The organism is Pusillimonas caeni (genome assembly GCF_003545815.1).
Lineage (GTDB): Bacteria > Pseudomonadota > Gammaproteobacteria > Burkholderiales > Burkholderiaceae_B > Pusillimonas > Pusillimonas caeni.
This window is the reverse complement of the sequence record NZ_PDUW01000008.1, coordinates 35,171-53,657: the sequence shown is the minus strand read 5'-3', so window position 1 is coordinate 53,657 and position 18,487 is coordinate 35,171. Positions and strand designations below refer to the sequence as shown.

The following is an 18,487-nucleotide window of genomic DNA, read 5'->3' as shown; positions in this document are numbered from 1 at the left end:
GCGTGCCTGTTTGATTCGTCTGCCCCCGCCCCGGCTCCGGCCGGGGCCCGTTTCAAGAACTGGAGAATACTGTGGCTCAAATTACCGCATCGATGGTCAAAGAACTGCGCGAAAAGACCGACGCGCCCATGATGGAATGCAAAAAGGCCCTGACCGAAGCCGACGGCGACATGGCGCGCGCTGAAGAGCTGCTGCGCGTCAAGCTGGGCAGCAAGGCCAGCAAGGCCGCCAGCCGCGTCACCGCCGAAGGCCTGGTCGGCCTGTACGTGTCCGATGACGGCAAGCAGGGCGCCCTGGTCGAAATCAATTGCGAAACCGACTTCGTCGCCAAGAACGACGACTTCATCAATTTCGTATCGCAGATTGCACAACTGATCGCCGAGAAGAACCCCGCCGACGTCGCCGCGCTGTCCGACCTGTCCTTCGGCGAAGGCACGGTCGAAAGCACGCGTTCGGCCCTGGTCGGCAAGATCGGCGAAAACATCGCCGTGCGCCGCTTCGAGCGCTTCGAAACCGACAAGCAGCTGGCCAGCTATGTCCACGGCGGCCGAATCGGCGTGCTCGTCGAGTTCGACGGCTCCGAAGAGGTCGGCAAAGACCTGGCCATGCACATCGCCGCCACCAAGCCGCGCGCGCTCAACGCCGAGGGCGTGCCCGCCGAGCTGATCGAAGCCGAGCGCTCGGTCGCCGCGCAGAAGGCGGCCGAATCGGGCAAGCCCGCCGAGATCGTCTCCAAGATGGTCGAAGGCTCGGTGCAGAAGTTCCTGAAGGAAGTCACGCTGCTGTCGCAACCCTTTGTTAAAAACGACAAGCAAAGCGTCGAGCAGATGCTGAAAGAGAAAGGCGCTTCCATTCAGCGCTTCAGCCTCTTCGTCGTGGGCGAAGGCATCGAGAAGAAGTCCGAAGACTTCGCCGCCGAAGTGGCGGCCGCTGCCGGCAATTCCTGATCGCCGGTGGTCAATAGCGCGGGCGGTCGCCTCCGGGCGCCGCCCGCGCGATCGCGATGGGGCGGCGCTGCCGCGCTCGTTCATCGCGTTGCCGAATGTTGCGCCTCTCTGCGCTGTCGAGGCCAATCTGGCATACACTTTCGTTGGAACGTCTTCTCGGGATTGCCATCTATGACCACCAGATCGTACAAACGTGTTCTTCTCAAACTTTCCGGCGAAGCGCTGATGGGAGAGGACGCATTTGGGATCAACCGCAGTACCATTCTTCGCATGACCGAGGAGATCGCCGAGGTATCCACCCTGGGCGTCGAGCTGGCCATCGTGATCGGCGGCGGCAACATCTTTCGCGGCGTCGCGCCGGGCGCGCAGGGCATGGACCGCGCCACGGCCGATTACATGGGCATGATGGCCACGGTCATGAACGCGTTGGCCCTGCAGGACGCCCTGAAGCACCGCGGCATCGACACGCGGGTGCAGTCGGCGCTCAATCTTGACCAGGTCGTCGAGCCCTACATCCGCCCCAAGGCCTTGCGCTATCTCGAAGAGGGCAAGGTCGTGGTCTTCGCGGCGGGTACCGGCAACCCCTTTTTCACCACCGATACGGCGGCCGCGCTGCGAGGCGCCGAAATCGGTGCGGAAATCGTTCTGAAGGCCACCAAGGTCGACGGCATCTATACGGCCGACCCCAATAAAGATCCTTCAGCAACACGTTATGCCCGCATCAGCTTCGATGAAGTGATCGTGCGTCGACTCGAAGTCATGGACGCCACGGCCTTTGCGCTGTGCCGCGACCAGAAGCTGCCGATCAAGGTGTTTTCCATCAACAAGCCCGGCGCGCTGCGGCGCGTGGTGCTTGGCGAAGACGAGGGCACCCTGGTGCACGTTTGATAAAGGAAAAAGAAATGAGCACATCCGAGGTCAGGAAATCCGCCGAAGAACGCATGGCGAAGAGCCTGGACGCACTCAAGACCAATCTGGCCAAGATCCGCACGGGACGTGCGCATGCCGGCATTCTCGACCACGTGCAGGTCGAGTATTACGGCTCGCCGGTGCCGGTCGGACAGGTGGCCAACGTCAACGTGATCGACGCGCGCACGCTCAGCGTGCAGCCCTACGAAAAGAACATGGTCGGCCCCATCGAGAAGGCCATACGCGATTCCGACCTGGGCCTGAACCCGGTTTCCATGGGCGACAACATCCGCGTGCCCATGCCGCCGCTCACAGAAGAGCGCCGCCGCGATCTCACCAAGGTGGTGCGCAGCGAAGGCGAGGACGCCAAGGTGGCCGTGCGCAATGTGCGCCGCGACGCCAACGACGGCCTCAAGAAGCTCGTCAAGGACAAGGAAATCTCCGAAGACGACGAACGCCGCACCCAGGACGACGTCCAGAAGCTGACCGACAAGTTCGTCGGCGAGATCGACAAGGTCGTCGCGCAGAAAGAAGCCGAGATCATGACGGTCTAGGGCTGTCGAAGCCCACTATACAGCCGCAGCGCAGATCGACCCCCGCCCATGTTCACGAGCTCCACAGTCTCCATCCCTGAAAGCACCGAGGTGCCCACGCACCTCGCCATCATCATGGATGGAAACGGGCGCTGGGCCACGAGCCGGCTGCTGCCGCGCGCGGCGGGGCACGCCCGTGGCGTGCAGGCCGTGCGGCGCGTGGTCGAGGCCTGCGGACGCCGGGGCGTCAAATACCTGACCCTGTTCGCCTTCAGCTCCGAGAACTGGCGCCGTCCCCAGGAAGAAGTCTCGCTGCTGATGCGCCTGTTCGTGCAGACGCTCGAGAAAGAAGTGGTCAAGCTCGAGAAGCAGGGCGTGCGGCTGCGCGTGGTGGGCGACCTGACGGCCTTCGAGCCGCATTTGCGCGAGCTGATCGCCGCCGCCGAGGCGCGCACCCGGCACAACGATGCGCTGCATCTCACCGTTGCCGCCAACTATGGCGGGCGCTGGGACATCCTGCAGGCCATGCGCCGCCTGCTGCGCGATAAACCCGAACTGGCGCAAGACCCCGATGCCCTGGACGAGCTGGACGTCTCCCAGCGCCTTTCCATGTCCTGGGCCCCCGAGCCCGACCTGTTCATCCGGACGGGCGGCGAGCAGCGCATCTCCAATTTTCTGGTCTGGCAACTCGCCTATACTGAGCTGTATTTCACCGATGAATTCTGGCCCGATTTCGGCGCCAAGCAGATCGATGCCGCATTCAAGTGGTACCGCTCGCGGGAACGCCGTTTCGGCCGGACCAGCGCGCAGCTCGCCGAACAATCCAAATAGAGTCCGTCTATCCTCAAAGGAGTCCCTGCCATGCTGGCGCAACGCGTGATGACCGCAGTCGTGCTTCTGGCGGTCCTGCTGGGCGCGCTGGCAGTGCCCAGCGCCTGGCCGCTGATGCTGCTGCTGACGCTGGCGGCCGCCTGCGCGCTGTGGGAATGGCTGCGCCTGACCGTGTCGCCTGGGGCCGAGAACATCGCGGTGATCATCGCGGCCGTGCTGGGCGTCATGATGCTCTTTTGCGGCACGGGTTGGATCGAAGCCGGCTCGATGTCCGGCTGGTCGGCCATCGTGGCCCATGCCAGCAACAACTGGCTCACGCCGCTGGTGGTGCTGGCATGGATAGTGGGCGCGACGGCCCTCGTGGTGCAGGGCCGCACGGACGCGCCCGCGCCCAGCTCCGGCTTGCGCATTTTCGGCATTTTCGCGGTGTGGGCCGCCTGGGCCGCGCTGGTGCAGTTCTACCTGGCCTATGGCGCCTGGTTCCTGGTCTCGCTGATGGCGCTCATCTGGTGCGCCGACATCGGCGCCTATTTCGCCGGCAAGGCGCTGGGCCGGCGCAAGCTGGCGCCTCGCGTCAGCCCCGGCAAAAGCTGGGAAGGCGCCATCGCGGGCGTCCTGGCGGCGATCGCATGGGTGGCTGTGTCCAGCCGCTGGCCCGGCAGCTTCGGCGCTGTGCTGGTCCAGGGCTGGTCCCTGGGCGGCGCGCTGATCTTCGCCGCCTTCCTGGCCGCGCTCTCCATCGTCGGCGACCTGTTCGAGTCCCTGCTCAAGCGCCGGGCCGGGCGCAAGGATTCCAGCGCCTTGCTGCCGGGCCATGGCGGCGTCTTCGACCGCATCGACGCCTTGCTGCCCGTTGCGCCCACGGCGTTCATGCTGGTGAGTCTCGGCTCATGAAGCCCCAACGTCTTTGCATACTGGGCTCCACCGGCTCCATCGGCCGCAGCACGCTGGACGTGGCGTCCCGCCATGCCGATAGCGTTCGCGTGCATACTCTTTCGGCTCACAGCCGCATGGACCGCCTGGCCGAACAGGCATTGGCTTTTGAGGCAAGTGTGGTCGCGGTGCCCGACGACAAGGCCCGCCAGCGCTTTCTGCAGGCCTGGCCCGCGGGCCGCGCGGCGCCCGAGATACGCGTGGGCGCCCGCGCCCTCGAAGAATGCGCCGCCGACCCGGAAGTCGATACGGTCATGGCGGCCATCGTCGGCGCGGCGGGCCTGCCCGCGGCGCTGGCCGCGGCCCGCGCGGGCAAGCGCGTGCTGCTGGCCAACAAAGAAGCCCTGGTGGCGGCCGGCAGCCTGTTCATGGCGGCGGTGCGCGACAACGGCGCCGAACTGCTGCCGATCGACAGCGAACACAACGCCATCTTCCAATGCATGCCGCATGCCGGCCGGGCCGGCGCGCCGACGTCGCCCGCCAAGGGCGTGCGGCGACTGCTGCTGACCGCTTCGGGCGGACCGTTCCGCACCGCGGCGCTCGACAGCCTGGAAGGCGTAACGCCGGAACAGGCCTGCGCCCATCCCAATTGGAGCATGGGACGCAAGATTTCCGTCGATTCGGCCACCATGCTGAACAAGGGGCTCGAGGTCATCGAGGCCCATTGGCTCTTTGCCATGCCGCTGGAACGCATCCAAGTGGTCATCCATCCCCAAAGCATGATCCATTCCATGGTCGAGTACGAAGACGGCTCCATCCTGGCCCAGCTGGGCCAGCCGGACATGCGCACGCCCATCGCCTACGGCCTGGGCTTTCCCGAGCGCATAGACAGCGGGGTGGGTCCGCTCGACCTGGCCACGATAGGCCGGCTCGATTTCGAGCCGCCCGATCTGCGGCGCTTTCCTTGCCTGCGGCTTTCCTTCCAGGCGCTGGAGGCGGGACAAGAGGCCTGCATCGCGCTCAATGCCGCCAACGAGGTCGCCGTCGACCATTTCCTGAGCAGCCGTATTCCCTTCACCGGCATCGCCCGCGTCATCGAACAATGCCTGGAAGCCATGGCCGGCAAGACCCGCACGGCCATCGATTCGCTCGAAGCGGTGCTCGAGCTGGACGGCAGCGCCCGGCGGCAAGCCCTTCAGTTCTGTAAGTCATAGAGGCGGTACCGGACCATCATGTTTTTCACCTTGCTCGCTTTCATCGTCGCGCTGGGTCTGCTCATCACCTTCCACGAGCTGGGCCACTACTGGGTGGCGCGGCGCTGCGGGGTGAAAGTATTGCGCTTTTCGGTGGGCTTCGGCCGGGTGCTGGTGCGCCGGTTCGACCGCCACGGCACCGAATGGGCCTTGTCCGCCATCCCTCTGGGCGGCTATGTCAAGATGCTGGACGACCCGCTGCAGGCCGATGGCGGCGACGCGCGCCAGGCCTTCAACCGGCAGCCGGTGGGCAAGCGCTTTGCCATCGTCGCGGCGGGCCCGCTCGCCAACCTGTTGCTGGCCGCCGTGCTCTATGCCGCGCTCAGCTTCGTGGGCACACAAGAGCCCGCGGCCATCCTGGCCGCTCCGGCGGCCGGCAGCCCGGCCGCTCAAGCCGGCCTGCAAGCCGGCGACCGCATCGTCGAGGTCAACGGCTCGCCGGTCCGCTCCTGGGGCGAAGCCCGCTGGGGATTACTCGACGCGCTGACTTCCGGGGGAACCGTGTCCCTGGAAGTGGAAGGCGAAGGCGGCGCGGCCCGCCGGCACACGCTCCAGCTGCGCGCCGCCAGCATAGAGCCCGACGATGCCGACATGATGGCCGACGCGGGCCTGGCGCTGGCCACGCCGCGCCCTCTGGTGCGCGAGGTGGTGGCCGGCGGGGCCGGCGAAGAAGCGGGGCTGCGCGAGGATGACGTCATCGTCGCGGCCGGCCCGCTGAACGAACCTTCCGCCTCCGAGCTCGTCGAGCAGATCCAGTCGCAGCCAGGCCAGCCCATGGCGATCACCGTGCTGAGAAACGGGACGCCGGTGAATCTGCAGCTCGTGCCGCGGCCCGAGGCCGATGCTTCGGGCGAGCGGGTAGGGCGCATCGGCGTCATGCTGGGCGCCGATTTTCCTATGGTGACGGTGCGCTATGGCCCGCTTGAAAGCGTCTCGCGCGGCGTGACGCGCACACTCGATACCGTATGGTTTTCGCTCAAGATGATGGGCCGCATGGTGGTGGGCGACGTGTCGGTGCGCAACATCAGCGGCCCGGTCACCATCGCCGACTACGCCGGCCAGACCGCCCGCATCGGCCTGGCCGCCTATATCGGCTTCCTGGCCTTGATCAGTGTTAGTATCGGCGTTTTGAACCTGCTGCCCATTCCCATGCTTGACGGGGGGCATCTCATGTATTACATCATCGAGATGCTGCGCGGCCGGCCCTTGCCGGACGCATGGCTCGAAACCGGGCAGCGCGTGGGCCTGGGCCTGCTCGCAGCCCTGATGGGATTGGCGTTCTTTAATGATTTTTCCCGCCTTTTCAGTTAGGGTGCTGTTTGTTTAATTTGCCTACACGAATCAATCGGACAGCACACTAAGCGGGTTCTGCCTTACAATCTTTCCCCAATTTGATCTACTGAGGATCCACCAGGATGTCGTTTCGCCGGAAAACCAAATTTACCCAGCGCGCCTTGCCCCTGATCCTGGCCGCCTGGCTGGCCCCTGGCCTTGCCAGCGCGTTCACGCCCTTCGTCGTGCAGGACATCCGAGTCAATGGAATCCAGCGTGTCGACGCCGGCGCGGTCTTCAGCTACCTGCCGGTCAAGGTGGGCGAGCAGTTCACCGAAGAGCAGGCCAGCGAGGCCGTGCAGCGGCTTTATGCAACGGGCTTCTTCAGCGACGTCACCATCGACACCGAAGGCAACGTGCTGGTGGTCAACGTCAAAGAGCGGCCCACCATCGCTTCGGTCAGCTTCAACGGCATGCGCGAGTTCGACGCCGAGGCGCTCAACAAATCGCTCAGCGCCGTGGGCTTCGGTCCGGGCCGGGTGTTCGACCAGGCCATGCTCGAGCGCGCCGAATTCGAGCTCAAGCAGCAGTATCTGGCCAAGGGCAAGTACGGGGTCGAGATCAGCCCCATCATCACGCCGCTGCCGCGCAACCGCGTGGGCGTCAGCTTCGATATCTTCGAGGGCGAACTGGCCAAGATCAGCGAGATCAACTTCGTGGGCAACGAAGACTTTTCCTCCGGCAGGCTGCGCGACGAACTCGAACTGACGACGTCCGGCTTCATGACCTGGTATACGGGCACCGACAAATACTCGCGCGAGAAGCTCGAGGGCGACATCGAGCGCATCCGGTCCTTCTACCTCGACCGCGGCTATCTCGAGTTTTCGTCCGAACAGCCGCAGGTGTCGATTTCGCCCGACCGCGAGCACATCTTCATCACCTTCACGGTGCACGAGGGCGAACCCTACACGGTGCGCAGCGTCAAGCTGGCCGGCGAACTGCTGGGCCTGGACGAAGAAATCGGCAAACTCATCCAGGTCAAAGAGGGCGAGACCTTCTCGGCGGCCAAGACCAATGAAACCGCCAAGGCCATTACCGATTACCTGGGCAGCCTGGGCTATGCCTTCGCCAACGTCAATCCCAATCCCGTCCTCGACCGCGACGCGCACGAGGCCGACCTGACGTTCTACGTCGATCCGGGCCGGCGCGTGTACGTGCGCCGCATCCAGATCGGCGGCAACACCCGTACCCGAGACGAGGTCATCCGCCGCGAAATGCGCCAGATGGAAGCCTCGTGGTACGACTCCAACAACATCAAGATGTCGCGCGATCGCATCGACCGCCTGGGCTACTTCAACGAGGTCAATGTGCAGACCGAGCCCGTGCCCGGCTCGCCCGACCAGATCGACGTCAACGTCGACGTCAAAGAAAAGCCCACCGGCATGATCAACCTCGGGGTGGGCTATGGCTCGACCGACAAGGTGATTCTGTCGGCCGGCATCAGCCAGGACAACATCTTCGGCAGCGGCAACAGCCTGTCGCTGCAGGTCAACACCAGCAAGACCAACCGCTCGGCGGTCATCGCCCATACCGACCCGTACTGGACCAACGACGGCATCAGCAAGACCACGTCGGTGTACTACCGCCGCACCACGCCGTACGAAACCCGCGCCGACCGCGAATACGAAGGCGACTACCGCGTCACGGCGCTGGGCGCCGGCCTGAACTTCGGCGTGCCCATCTCCGAGTACGACCGCGTGTTCACGGGCGTCAGCTTCGAGCGCAACACGCTCGACCTGTACAACGCGCCCCAGGCCTATCAAGACTACGTGGACGAATACGGCCGCACCACCAATTCGGTCATCTTCAACCTGGGCTGGTCCAAAGACACCCGCGACAGCGCCCTGGCGCCCAACAAGGGCGGCTACACCCGCCTGTCGGGCGACTTCTCCACCATGGGGCTCAAGTACTACATGCTGCACGCCCAGCATCAGCACTACATACCGCTGGGCCGCAGCTTCACGCTGGCCTTCAACGGCCAGATCGACTGGGGCAAGACCTATGGCGGCAAGGCCTTCCCGGTCATCAAGAACGTATACGCCGGCGGCATAGGCTCGGTGCGCGGCTACGAGGGCGCGTCCCTGGGCCCACGCGACACCATCACGGGCGACTACCTGGGCGGCGCGCGCCGCATCATCGGCAATGTGCAGCTGTATCTGCCGTTCCCGGGGGCCACCCGCGACCGCACGCTGCGCTGGTTCCTGTTCGCCGACGCGGGCCAGATCTCGGCCGGAAGCGGCATGTCCTGCATGGACGGCTACCAGCATTCGGTGCAAGACCCCTGCGGCTGGCGCTATTCGGCCGGTGTGGGCCTGTCGTGGCAGTCTCCGATGGGGCCGCTCGAACTTTCCTTCGGCCGTGCGCTCAATGCCAAGGAAGGCGACGACAAACAGGCCTTCCAGTTCCAGATCGGAACCGGTTTCTAATGTCGCGAATTTAATGGCACAATAAGCTTTTTATTCTTTCTGCTCCTTCGCAAGGTAGATTTTTCATGAAGTCTGAATTCACATTGAAACTTTCCGCTGTGGGCGGCGCTTTGCGCCGCCGTGTCGGACAAGGCAACCGCGCGTTGGTGCTGGCGGCTGCGTTGGGTGCAGTGTCGGTGGCGAGCGTTCCGGCCGTGCAGGCCCAGACGCAGGCCACAAAAATCGGTTTTGTCAGCACAGAGCGCATCCTGCGCGACTCCAAGCCCGCCAAGGCCGCCCAGGCCAAGATCGAATCCGAGTTCAAGCGTCGCGACGACGAACTGCAAAGCATGGCCAACAACCTGCGCAACCAGGCGCAAAAGTTCGACAAAGACGCGCCCGTGCTGTCCGAATCCGAGCGCATCAAGCGCCAGCGCCAGCTTGCCGACCTCGACTCCGACCTGCAGCGCAAGCGCCGTGAATTCCAGGAAGACTTCAACCGCCGCCGCAACGAAGAGTTCTCGGCCATCGTCGAAAAAGCCGACGCCGCCATCAAGAAGATCGCAGAGCAGCAGGGCTATGACCTCATCATCCAGGATGCCGTCACCGTCAGCCCCCGCGTCGACATCACCGATCAGGTCATGCAGGCCCTGGGCGGTTAAGTACAAATGCCGGTACTGTTAGCGCCCGAACAGGCGCCTACGTTGCCCGGGCTATTGCAGGCAGCCAACCTTACCGGCCTGGACAGCAGCATCGTCGACTCGGACGAGCCCATGCCCCGCATACGGGGACTGGGCTCTTTGCTTAGTGCGGGTCCGTCCGAGATCAGCTTCCTCGCCAATCCCAGGTTGCAGGGCCAGTTGGCGCAGTGCCGCGCCGCGGCCGTCATCCTCACCCCCGAAGCCTGGCGGTCCCTCGAAGTAAACCGGCCGCCGTTCCGGGTGGTGCTGTGCAGCCAACCCTACCTGATGTATGCGCTGCTGGCGCAATGGTTCGACCGCCACCGCATCCAGAACCTGCCCAAGGGCGTGCATCCCAGCGCCATCATCGCTGCCTCGGCGCAGGTGGCGGACGATGCCAGCATCGGCCCCCACTGCGTCATCGAGGACGGCGCGCGCATCGGCCCGGGAACCCGCCTGGGGCCGGGCTGCATTGTCGGCGCCGGCTCGTCCATCGGGGCCGACGGCCTGCTTCATGCGGGAGTCACGCTTTATCACGGCGTACACCTGGGCGACCGGGTGATCGTGCACAGCGGCGCCGTGCTGGGCGCGGACGGCTTCGGCTTTGCGCCGCATCCGGCCAGCGAACCCGGCGCCTGGGCTAAAATCGCCCAATTGGGCGGCGTCAGCGTCGGCAACGACGTCGAAATCGGCGCCAACACCACCATCGACCGCGGCGCCCTCGAAGACACCGTCATCGGCAACGGGGTCAAGCTCGACAACCAGATCATGGTCGCGCACAACGTGCGCATCGGCGACCACACCGCCATGGCCGCCTGCGTGGGCATTGCCGGTTCCACCGTCATCGGCGCCCGCTGCACCATAGGCGGCGCTTCCATGATTTCCGGCCACATCGTCCTGGGCGACGACGTGCATGTTTCGGGCGGCACGGCCATTACCGCCAACGTCGAGAAGCCCGGCCGCTACACCGGCGTGTATCCTTTCGACGAGCACGCCGGCTGGCAGCGCAATGCCGCGGTGCTGGGACAGCTCTCGCAGTTGCGGAAGCGCTTGCGCGCTCTCGAGAAACAGGACAAGTAATTGACAGAGGCGCATGCGCGAATGACGCCGGTAGGATAGAAAAGAATGAAACTCGACATCAAGGAAATCATGGCCCGCCTGCCGCATCGCTATCCGATGCTGCTGATCGACCGGGTCCTCGAAATGGAGCCGGGAAAAAGCATCGTGGCCATCAAGAACGTGTCCATGAACGAGCCGTTCTTCGAGGGCCATTTTCCGCATCATCCGGTCATGCCGGGCGTGCTCATCATCGAGGCCATGGCGCAGGCGGCGGCCCTGTTTTCTTTCGAGGGCGACTCCACCGTCAATCCCGCCGACCGCAAGATCGCCTATTACCTGGTGGGAGTGGACGGGGCGCGCTTCCGCAGGCCGGTGGTGCCGGGCGACCAGCTTCGCCTCGAGGTCTCCGCCGACCGCCTCAGCCGCACCATGTGCAAGTACTCCGCGTGCGCCACGGTGGACGGCCAGGAGGTGGCCGCAGCCAAGCTGATGTGCGCCATCCGCGCCCTGGAGGACTGATGACCGGGCGCATCCATCCCACCGCCATCGTGGCGCCCGAGGCCGAGCTGGCCGACGACGTCACAGTAGGCGCTTACAGCATCGTGGGGCCTGGCGTGCGCATTGCTGCGGGAACCCAGGTGGGGCCTCATTGCATCATCGACGGGCACACCGCCATAGGCCGGGACAACGTCTTTTACCGTTTCTGCTCCATCGGCGGCATGCCGCAGGACAAAAAATACAAGGGCGAGCCCACCCGGCTCGAGATCGGCGACGGCAACATGGTGCGCGAGTACGTCACCATCAACACCGGCACGGCCCAGGACGTCGGCGTGACGAGGGTGGGCGACGACAACTGGATCATGGCCTACGTGCACATTGCGCACGACTGCCAGATTGCGAGCCACACCGTCATCGCCAACAGCGTGCAGCTGGCGGGCCACATCCACATCGACGACTGGGCCATATTGGGCGGCTCTTCCGCCGTGCACCAGTTCGTGCGCATCGGCGCCCACAGCATGATAGGCGGCACCAGTTCCATAAGGCAGGACATCCCGCCTTACGTCATCGGCGCGGGCGACCCCTTCAGGCCGGTCGGCATCAACAGCGAAGGGCTCAATCGGCGCGGCTACACGCCCGAAACCGTCTCTGCCCTGAAAGAAGCGTACAAAATCCTCTACCGCCGCAACCTCAAGGTCGAAGAAGCGGCGCAGCAGATCGCCGCGCTGCAGTCTCAGCGCACCGAAGCGCACGACGCGCTGCAGGTGCTGGTCGACTTTCTCAACGCCTCGACGCGGGGCATCGCCCGGGCATGAGTCCGCGCATCGCCATGGTGGCCGGCGAGCCTTCGGGCGACCTGCTGGCCGCTCGCGTCATGGGGGGCATCGCCGGTCTTGCGCCGCAAAGCCGATGCGAGGGCATAGGCGGCCCGGCCATGGCCGAGCAGGGGCTGGACACCTGGCACCCCATGCATGCCCTGACCGTGTTCGGCTACGTCGACGCACTCAAGCGCCTGCCGGGGCTGCTGCGCACCTATGGCGACGTCAAGCGCCGCTGGCTGCGAGACCGGCCCGACGTCTTTGTGGGCATCGATGCGCCCGACTTCAACCTTCGGCTCGAACTGCAGCTGCGGCAGGCGGGCATTCCCACCGTACATTTCGTGGGGCCTTCCATCTGGGCCTGGCGCTACGAGCGCATCCACAAGATACGTGCCGCCGTGTCCCACATGCTGGTGCTGTTTCCATTCGAAGAAGCCCTTTACCAGAAGGAGGGCGTCCCGGTTACTTACGTGGGGCATCCGCTGGCCCAGGTGATTCCCATGCGTCCCGATCGCGAAGGCGTCAGGGCCAGGCTGGGCCTGGGCGCCGGCGAGCGTGTGCTGGCTCTCATGCCGGGCAGCCGCGCCTCTGAAATAAAGCTGCTGGCGCCGCGCTTTTTGCAGGCCGCCGGACTGCTGCTGAAGCAGGATCCCAATCTGCGTATTCTGGTGCCGATGGTCAATGCCCAGCGCCGCGCCGAATTCGAGGGCTGGCTGCGGCAGCATCCGGTTGCCAACCTCGTCATGCTCGATCAGGCCAGTTCGCCTTCGCAGCCCGCCGCCTGGGATGCGCTCGAGGCGGCGGACGCCGTGCTGGTGGCCAGCGGCACCGCCACGCTCGAAGCCGCGCTGTTCAAGAGGCCCATGGTGATTTCATACGTGCTGTCGCCGGCCATGCGGCGTATCATGGCCTGGAAGTCGGGCCAATCGCGGCCGCTGGTTCCCTGGGTGGGCCTGCCCAACGTGCTGCTGAACGACTTTGCCGTACCCGAGCTGCTGCAGGAAGACGCCACGCCCGAGAAGCTGGCGCAGTCCACCTGGACGGCCTTGTCCGATGCCGCCTATGCCCAGCGCACCGCCGAGCGCTTCACGCGCCTGCACGAGACGTTGTTGCGCGACACGCCGGGCCTGGCGGCGCGGGCCATCTTGCAAGAGGCCGGCCGTGGTCACTAAAATTCTTTTCATGTCCCAGGCTCAAAAGGCAGGCAATGTCGCAGGTTGATCTTTTCGGCGCCATGCCGGCGCTGCTGCATCTGGCCGGCATCGACGAGGCGGGCAGGGGCCCGCTGGCGGGGCCGGTGTACGCCGCCGCCGTCATCCTCGATCCCGACCGGCCCGTTGCGGGCCTGGCCGACTCCAAGAAGCTCACCGCCGAGCGCCGCGAGGAACTGGCGCTGCTGATCCGGGAAAGAGCCCTGGCCTGGTGCGTCGCCCGCTCCAGCGTGCAAGAGATCGACAGCCTGAACATCCTGCAGGCCACCATGCTGGCCATGCGCCGCGCCTGTGCCGGCCTGGCGATCAAGCCGGTGCACGCCCAGGTCGACGGCAACCTCGTGCCCAAGGGCCTGGTCTGCTCGGCCCAGGCCATCGTGCAGGGCGATGCACTCGTGCCCGCCATATCGGCCGCTTCCATCCTGGCCAAGACCGCTCGCGACGCCGACTGCCGGGTGCTGCACGAGCAGTACCCTCAATACGAGTTCGACCGCCACAAAGGCTATGGCACGGTTATCCATCTCGAAAGGCTGAGGCTGCACGGCCCATGCCCCGCGCACCGGCGCAGCTTCGCGCCCGTGAAGGAATGGCTGGCGCAGGCGCAGGGACACGACGGTCCCGATCGGGTATGGGCCGCGCTCGAAGCGCAGCCGTTTACAGAGGAATAGGTCGGGTGCGGCGCAGCGCTTCACGCGGGGCGGATCGATACGGGCGGGCGCCAAGCATGGCGCATGCCAGCCCATGCGGGAGGGGCTTGTGAAGCACATCAGTTCGCGCGACAACGCTCAATACAAGCAGCTCGTGCGACTGGCCGCCGGCCGGCGCGGCGATCAGGTGCTGCTGGAAGGCGTGCATTTGTGCCAGGAATGGCTCCGGCATCGCGGGCTGCCCGCTTTCGCCTTGTTCGACCTGCAGCGGCTCGAGCGCGATCCAGAGCTGGCCGAGCTGGCCGCCGCGCTGCCCGCCGGCATCGCGGTCAGCTGCGAAACCGTGCTGGCGGGCCGTTTATCCCAAGTACAGGAAAGCCAGGGCGTCTATTTCGCCGCCCAGACTCCCCGCGAGCTCGTGCCCGAGCACATAACCGGCACCAGCCTGTGGCTGGATCGCATCCAGGACCCCGGCAACCTGGGCACGCTGCTGCGCACCGCGGCGGCGGCAGGCATCGGCCAGGCCTACCTTTCGCCCGGCTGCGCCGGCGCCTGGTCGCCCAAGGTGCTGCGCAGCGCCCAGGGCGCGCATTTCGTCATGCGTCTGTACGAAGACTGCGACCTTGCCGCTTTGCATGCCCGGCTGTGCGTGCCATTGATCGCCACTGCCTTGGACGATGCCCGTTCCCTATATGATGAACCGCTGCCGCGCGAATGCGCCTGGTTGATGGGCAACGAAGGGCGGGGCGTTGCCGCGGAGCTTCTGAGCCTGGCCGACCTTCGGGTCTTCATCCCCCAGGCGCCGGGGGTCGAGTCGCTGAATGTCGCCGCAGCCGCCGCCATCTGCCTGTTCGAGCATCGCCGCCAGTCAGCTGCCGGATCCACCGCTGGATAGGGCTCCGCGAGCCCTTGCGCGGCGATAATTCAATAGCTGCGCCGGTTGATTCCCACTTCTTCCAGCACCTTGGTGGAAATTTCCTCGATCGACCGCGTCGTGGTCGACAGGCAGGGGATATTTTCCATCCGCATCAGCCGCTCGGCCTCCGCCACTTCGTAGCGGCATTGCTTCAACGACGCATACTGGCTGCCCGGCCGGCGCTCGTTTCGCACCTCGGCCAGGCGTTCCGGCTGGATCGACAGGCCGAACAGCTTGCCGCGGAAGGGCGCCAGCGTCGCCGGCAGGGATCCGCGTTCGAAGTCTTCGGGGATCAACGGGAAATTTGCCGCCTTGACCGCATACTGCATTGCCAGATAAAGGCTGGTGGGCGTCTTGCCGCAGCGCGACACCCCCACCAGGATCACGTCCGCCTGCTCGAGCCCATGAACGAACTGCCCGTCGTCGTGCGCCAGGCTGAAGTTGATCGCCTCGATGCGGTTGTGATACTGGGGCGAGAGCCCGCCCATGTGAGAGCGGCCGATGGAGTGGCTGGACTTCATGTCCAGCGCTTCTTCGATCGGTTTTACGAAAGTGCCGAACAGGTCCAGGAAAGTGCAGTTGGACTGTCGGATGATGAAGGCGATGTCCGGATTGACCAGCGTGCTGAACACCAGCGGCGGCTGCTGCTCTTTTTCGGCGCAGCGATTGATGCGCTGGGCGGCGGCGGCGGCTTTTTCGACGCCGTCGATGAAGGGGATGCGAACCGGCGTGAATTTGACCTGTTCGAACTGGGAAAGCACTGCGTGGGAAAACGTTTCGGCGGTGATGCCTGTGCTGTCCGAAACAATGAAAACGGTGCGCTCGACGGGCGTGGATGTCATGGGGAAAGAGGGCGGCTGGGTTGTCGGGGAAACGAAGTACAATCGAACCTTGCGCCGCTTCCGCGAACGGCAAGGCTTGTTCGGCCAGAGCATAGATTGTAGGGCACATTCGCCCCTCACGTTATGCCCTGGCCAAACAGGCTTTCTTCTATAGTGTCAAAGGTGACTTTATGTCTTACGTAGTATCGTTCGAGCAGCTCCGCATGACGGACGTTGACTCGGTGGGGGGCAAAAACGCTTCCCTGGGCGAGATGATCAGCCAGCTGGCGGGGGCCGGGGTGCGTGTGCCCGGCGGCTTCGCCACCACGGCCGACGCATTCCGCGAATTCCTCAAGTCCACCGGCCTGGACGAGCGCATCGCCCAGCGCCTGTCCACCCTCGATTCCGAAGACGTGCGCGAACTGGCCGAGGCCGGCGCACAGATCCGTCAATGGATCGTCGACACCCCCTTTCCGGCCGAACTCGAAAAAGCCATCCGCGAGGCTTTCGCCAAGCTGGATGCCGACGGCAAGGGCTCGTTCGCCGTGCGTTCGTCCGCAACGGCGGAAGACCTGCCCGACGCCTCCTTCGCCGGCCAGCAGGAAACCTTCCTGAACGTCGTCGGCATCGACGACGTGCTCGACAAGGTGCGCCACGTGTTCGCCTCGCTGTACAACGACCGCGCCATCTCCTATCGCGTGCACAAGGGCTACGCCCACGCCGACGTGGCGCTGTCGGCCGGCATCCAGCGCATGGTGCGCTCCGACAAGGGCAGCGCCGGCGTCATGTTCACCCTCGACACCGAGTCCGGCTTCAACGACGTGGTCTTCATCACCTCGTCCTACGGCCTGGGCGAAACCGTGGTGCAGGGGGCCGTCAATCCCGATGAATTCTATGTCTTCAAGCCCACCCTGGCTTCGGGACACTATCCCATCATCAGCCGCCGCATCGGCTCCAAGCTCATCAAGATGGAGTTCGACCCCGAGCGCACCGCCGGCGTGGCCGTGCGCACCGTCGACGTGCCGGTGTCCGAGCGCAACCGCTACTCGCTGACCGACGACGAAGTCATCGAGCTGGCCCGCTACGCCGTCATCATCGAGCAGCACTACAAGCGCCCCATGGACATCGAATGGGGCCGCGACGGCGTCGATGGCAAGATCTACATCCTTCAGGCGCGTCCCGAAACCGTCAAGTCGCAGCAGGGCAAGCAGGACGTGCAGGAGCGCTACCGCCTCAAGGCCACCGGCGACGTTCTCGTCACCGGCCGCGCCATCGGGCAGAAGATCGGCTCGGGCAAGGTGCGCATCGTGGGCGACATATCGCAGATGGACCAAGTCCAGGCCGGCGACATCCTCGTCACCGACATGACCGATCCCAACTGGGAGCCGGTCATGAAGCTGGCCTCGGCCATCGTCACCAATCGCGGCGGCCGTACCTGCCACGCGGCCATCATCGCCCGCGAGCTGGGCATTCCCGCCGTGGTGGGCTGCGCCAACGCCACCGACGTGCTGCAAGACGGCAAGGAAGTCACCGTCTCGTGCGCCGAGGGCGACGAGGGCCGCATCTACGACGGTCTGATCGAGACCGAGATCGAAGAGGTCCGCTGGGGCGAAATGCCCGACATCGGCCTGAAGGTCATGATGAACGTGGGCAACCCGCAGCTGGCCTTCGATTTCTCGCAGATTCCCAATGCCGGCGTCGGCCTGGCCCGTCTCGAGTTCATCATCAACAACAACATCAACGTCCATCCCAAGGCCGTGCTCGACTATCCCAACGTCGACAGCGAGCTCAAGAAGGCCGTCGAGTCGGCCGCCCGGGGCTATGCCAGCCCGCGCGCCTTCTTCGTCGACAAGCTGGCCGAGGGCGTGGCCACCATCGGCGCGGCCTTTTATCCCAAGCCCGTCATCGTGCGCCTGTCCGACTTCAAGTCGAACGAGTACCGCAAGCTCGTGGGCGGCTCGCGCTACGAGCCCGAAGAAGAAAACCCCATGCTGGGCTTCCGCGGCGCCTCGCGCTACATCTCCGACGAGTTCGAAGAGTGCTTCCGCATGGAATGCGAAGCCCTCAAGAAAGTGCGCGACGACATGGGCCTGACCAACGTCGAGATCATGGTGCCTTTCGTGCGCACCCTGTCGCAGGCCAAGCGCGTCGTCGACCTGCTGGCCAAGCACGGCCTGGCGCGCGGCGAGAACGGCCTGCGCCTGATCATGATGTGCGAAGTGCCCTCCAACGCCTTGCTGGCCGACAAATTCCTCGAGTATTTCGACGGCTTCTCCATCGGCTCAAACGACATGACCCAGCTGACCCTGGGCCTGGACCGCGACTCGGGCATGGAGCTGCTGGCGGCCGACTTCGATGAACGCGACGAAGCCGTCAAGTTCATGCTCAACCGCGCCATCAAGGCCTGCCTGGCGGCCGGCAAGTACGTGGGCATCTGCGGCCAGGGCCCCAGCGACCATCCCGACCTGGCAGAGTGGCTGCGCGACGAAGGCATATTGTCGATGTCGCTCAACCCCGACACCGTCGTCGAGACCTGGCAGCGTCTGGCTCTTGGCGGTAGCAAGTAAGCGCCGAGACTGCGCCCGTGCAACGCCGGGCCGCAGGCACAGCGTCAAGCCCCATGATCCGGCCCCTGATGGGCTGGAATCATGGGGCTTTTTTATAAGAGCAAGAACAGCTGCTCGTCCGCTCTGCGCAGGTCTGGATGGCTGCCACTTCGTGTTAAAAAGAGCGGGACAGCGGCTTGCCGTTGCT

Annotated in this window: 17 protein-coding genes; 16 read left to right on the top strand and 1 reads right to left on the bottom strand. The window is 65.0% G+C overall.

Going from position 1 to position 18,487, the window contains the following annotated elements; genetic code table 11:
- Window positions 1–71: 71 nt before the first annotated feature.
- The 15 genes from tsf (at window position 72) to CSC67_RS16565 (ending at window position 14,891) form a co-directional block, all read left to right on the top strand.
- Window positions 72–947, top strand: coding sequence for a translation elongation factor Ts (tsf, locus tag CSC67_RS16635; RefSeq protein WP_118995575.1), 876 nt, complete (start codon window positions 72–74; stop codon window positions 945–947).
- 171 nt (window positions 948–1,118) lie between these two features.
- Window positions 1,119–1,835 (top strand): UMP kinase, encoded by a 717-nt coding sequence (pyrH, locus tag CSC67_RS16630; RefSeq protein WP_026067729.1) that lies wholly within the window; start codon window positions 1,119–1,121, stop codon window positions 1,833–1,835.
- A 14-nt stretch (window positions 1,836–1,849) separates the two neighbouring features.
- A complete protein-coding gene (frr, locus tag CSC67_RS16625; protein ID WP_118995574.1) occupies window positions 1,850–2,410 on the top strand; it encodes a ribosome recycling factor in 561 nt (186 codons plus the stop codon).
- Between the two features lie 48 nt (window positions 2,411–2,458).
- Window positions 2,459–3,220 carry a polyprenyl diphosphate synthase gene (gene uppS / locus CSC67_RS16620; RefSeq protein ID WP_118995573.1) on the top strand — a complete coding sequence of 254 codons (762 nt, stop codon included), beginning with the start codon at window positions 2,459–2,461 and terminating at the stop codon, window positions 3,218–3,220.
- A 30-nt stretch (window positions 3,221–3,250) separates the two neighbouring features.
- The gene (locus CSC67_RS16615) at window positions 3,251–4,114 is read left to right on the top strand and encodes a phosphatidate cytidylyltransferase (RefSeq protein WP_118995572.1); all 864 of its coding nucleotides are present in this window, start codon (window positions 3,251–3,253) and stop codon (window positions 4,112–4,114) included.
- Entirely contained in the window at window positions 4,111–5,307 is a 1,197-nt protein-coding gene (dxr, locus tag CSC67_RS16610; protein WP_118995571.1) for a 1-deoxy-D-xylulose-5-phosphate reductoisomerase, read from the top strand. Before CSC67_RS16615 ends, dxr begins: the two co-directional genes overlap by 4 nt.
- 18 nt (window positions 5,308–5,325) lie before the next feature.
- Window positions 5,326–6,657, top strand: a complete 1,332-nt coding sequence (gene rseP, locus CSC67_RS16605) for an RIP metalloprotease RseP (RefSeq protein WP_118995570.1) — start codon at window positions 5,326–5,328, stop codon at window positions 6,655–6,657.
- A gap of 104 nt (window positions 6,658–6,761) precedes the next feature.
- Window positions 6,762–9,104: an outer membrane protein assembly factor BamA gene (gene bamA, locus CSC67_RS16600; RefSeq protein WP_118995569.1), complete on the top strand. Its 2,343-nt coding sequence runs from the start codon at window positions 6,762–6,764 to the stop codon at window positions 9,102–9,104.
- 65 nt (window positions 9,105–9,169) lie between these two features.
- The gene (locus CSC67_RS16595) at window positions 9,170–9,745 is read left to right on the top strand and encodes an OmpH/Skp family outer membrane protein (RefSeq protein WP_118995568.1); all 576 of its coding nucleotides are present in this window, start codon (window positions 9,170–9,172) and stop codon (window positions 9,743–9,745) included.
- A gap of 6 nt (window positions 9,746–9,751) precedes the next feature.
- Entirely contained in the window at window positions 9,752–10,843 is a 1,092-nt protein-coding gene (lpxD, locus tag CSC67_RS16590) for a UDP-3-O-(3-hydroxymyristoyl)glucosamine N-acyltransferase (protein ID WP_118995567.1), read from the top strand.
- Window positions 10,844–10,888: 45 nt separating this feature from the next.
- Window positions 10,889–11,341, top strand: coding sequence for a 3-hydroxyacyl-ACP dehydratase FabZ (fabZ, locus tag CSC67_RS16585; RefSeq protein WP_118995566.1), 453 nt, complete (start codon window positions 10,889–10,891; stop codon window positions 11,339–11,341).
- Complete coding sequence (gene lpxA / locus CSC67_RS16580; RefSeq protein ID WP_118995565.1) at window positions 11,341–12,135, top strand: acyl-ACP--UDP-N-acetylglucosamine O-acyltransferase; 795 nt, start codon at window positions 11,341–11,343, stop codon at window positions 12,133–12,135. The genes fabZ and lpxA overlap by 1 nt, the downstream gene beginning before the upstream one ends.
- Window positions 12,132–13,310: a lipid-A-disaccharide synthase gene (lpxB, locus tag CSC67_RS16575; protein WP_118995564.1), complete on the top strand. Its 1,179-nt coding sequence runs from the start codon at window positions 12,132–12,134 to the stop codon at window positions 13,308–13,310. The genes lpxA and lpxB overlap by 4 nt, the downstream gene beginning before the upstream one ends.
- 35 nt (window positions 13,311–13,345) lie before the next feature.
- On the top strand, window positions 13,346–14,017 hold the full coding sequence (gene rnhB, locus CSC67_RS16570) for a ribonuclease HII (RefSeq protein ID WP_118995563.1): 672 nt from the start codon (window positions 13,346–13,348) through the stop codon (window positions 14,015–14,017).
- Between the two features lie 88 nt (window positions 14,018–14,105).
- Window positions 14,106–14,891: a TrmH family RNA methyltransferase gene (locus CSC67_RS16565; RefSeq protein WP_118995705.1), complete on the top strand. Its 786-nt coding sequence runs from the start codon at window positions 14,106–14,108 to the stop codon at window positions 14,889–14,891.
- 29 nt (window positions 14,892–14,920) lie between these two features.
- Here CSC67_RS16565 and ppsR read toward each other — a convergent pair whose 3' ends face one another.
- On the bottom strand, window positions 14,921–15,754 hold the full coding sequence (ppsR, locus tag CSC67_RS16560; protein WP_118995562.1) for a posphoenolpyruvate synthetase regulatory kinase/phosphorylase PpsR: 834 nt from the start codon (window positions 15,752–15,754) through the stop codon (window positions 14,921–14,923).
- A gap of 170 nt (window positions 15,755–15,924) precedes the next feature.
- On the opposite strand from ppsR, the gene ppsA reads away from it, so the two are divergent.
- Window positions 15,925–18,300, top strand: a complete 2,376-nt coding sequence (ppsA, locus tag CSC67_RS16555; RefSeq protein WP_118995561.1) for a phosphoenolpyruvate synthase — start codon at window positions 15,925–15,927, stop codon at window positions 18,298–18,300.
- The last annotated feature ends 187 nt before the right edge of the window (window positions 18,301–18,487 follow it).